Origin of the sequence: Kitasatospora sp. NPDC057198, assembly GCF_042670125.1 — a bacterium.
In the GTDB taxonomy this organism is placed as follows: Bacteria; Actinomycetota; Actinomycetes; order Streptomycetales; family Streptomycetaceae; genus Kitasatospora.
Genome location: NZ_JBHUWH010000900.1, coordinates 1 through 1022 on the forward strand (window position 1 = coordinate 1; position 1022 = coordinate 1022).

At 75.1% G+C, this 1022-nt stretch carries 2 protein-coding genes; one reads left to right on the forward strand and one right to left on the reverse strand.

Annotation, left to right across the window (positions count from 1 at the left end):
* Positions 1 to 4 precede the first annotated feature (4 nt).
* On the reverse strand, positions 5 to 571 hold the full coding sequence (locus tag ACFUEL_RS39965) for a DJ-1/PfpI family protein (RefSeq protein ID WP_380243175.1): 567 nt from the start codon (positions 569 to 571) through the stop codon (positions 5 to 7).
* A 276-nt stretch (positions 572 to 847) separates the two neighbouring features.
* On the opposite strand from ACFUEL_RS39965, the gene ACFUEL_RS39970 reads away from it, so the two are divergent.
* A partial coding sequence (locus ACFUEL_RS39970) for a tyrosine-protein phosphatase (protein WP_380243177.1) occupies positions 848 to 1022 on the forward strand: 175 nt, incomplete at its 3' end.

Sequence of the window (1022 nt, forward strand, 5' to 3'; positions counted from 1 at the left end):
GCCGCTACTCGACCGGCGCCTTCTCGCGCAGCAGCTTGACGAACGCCCGCATCCAGGACGGGTGGTCCGGCCAGGCGCGGGCCGAGACCACGACCCCGTCCACCACCGCGTCCCCGTCGACGAAGTCCGCCCCGCCCGCCGCCACGTCCGGCTCCAGCGCCGGGTAGGCGGCGGTGCGGCGCCCGGCCAGCGAGCCGGTCCGCAGGGTGATCAGCGGGCCGTGGCAGATCTGCGCGAGCGGCTTGTCCTCCTCGACGAACGCGGCGACGATCCGCTGCACCTGCGGGTCGTTGCGCAGGTACTCGGGCGCCCGGCCGCCGGGCAGCACCAGCGCCACGTACTGCGCCGGGTCGACGTCCTCGAACGCCAGGTCGGCGGGCCAGGTGTAGCCGGCCTTCTCGGTGTACGTGTCGTAGCCCGGGACGAAGTCGTGCACCACGAACTGCAGGGTCTTCTTGGTCGGCGCGGCGATGTCGACCTGGTAGCCCTCCTCCAGCAGCCGCTGGTACGGGTAGAACACCTCCAGCGACTCCGCCGCGTCACCGGTGATGATCAGGATCTTCGCTGCCATCCGGGGATTCCGTCCCTTCGTCGCACCAGGCACGCCCCGCCCCGACGGGGCCGGGCGGTGACCACCCTGCCCGCTGACACCACGTCAATCAAGGGGCGCGCGCGGCGCGGCGCGGCGCACGGGCGCGCGCTCCCCCGGTCGCTCCCCCGAGCGCTCCGCCGTCCGCCGCCGCCGTCCGCCCGGCCGGGGGTACTCCGGGGGCGACCCGCCCGGGGCGCGCCTAGCGTGCTGGCAAGGTCCGCCCGTTTCCCCGGGGCCGTCGACAGGGAGGCCGTCATGCAGCACTCGCACCTCGTGGACTCCGCCACCGTTGCCAACCTGCGCGACCTCGGCGGCATCGACCTGCCCGGCGGGGCCCGGGTCCGGCCCGGACTGGCGCTGCGCTCCGGCCAGTTGGACCGGCTCGACCCGGCCGGCGACCCGATGTTCGACGCGCTGGGCGTGCGCACCG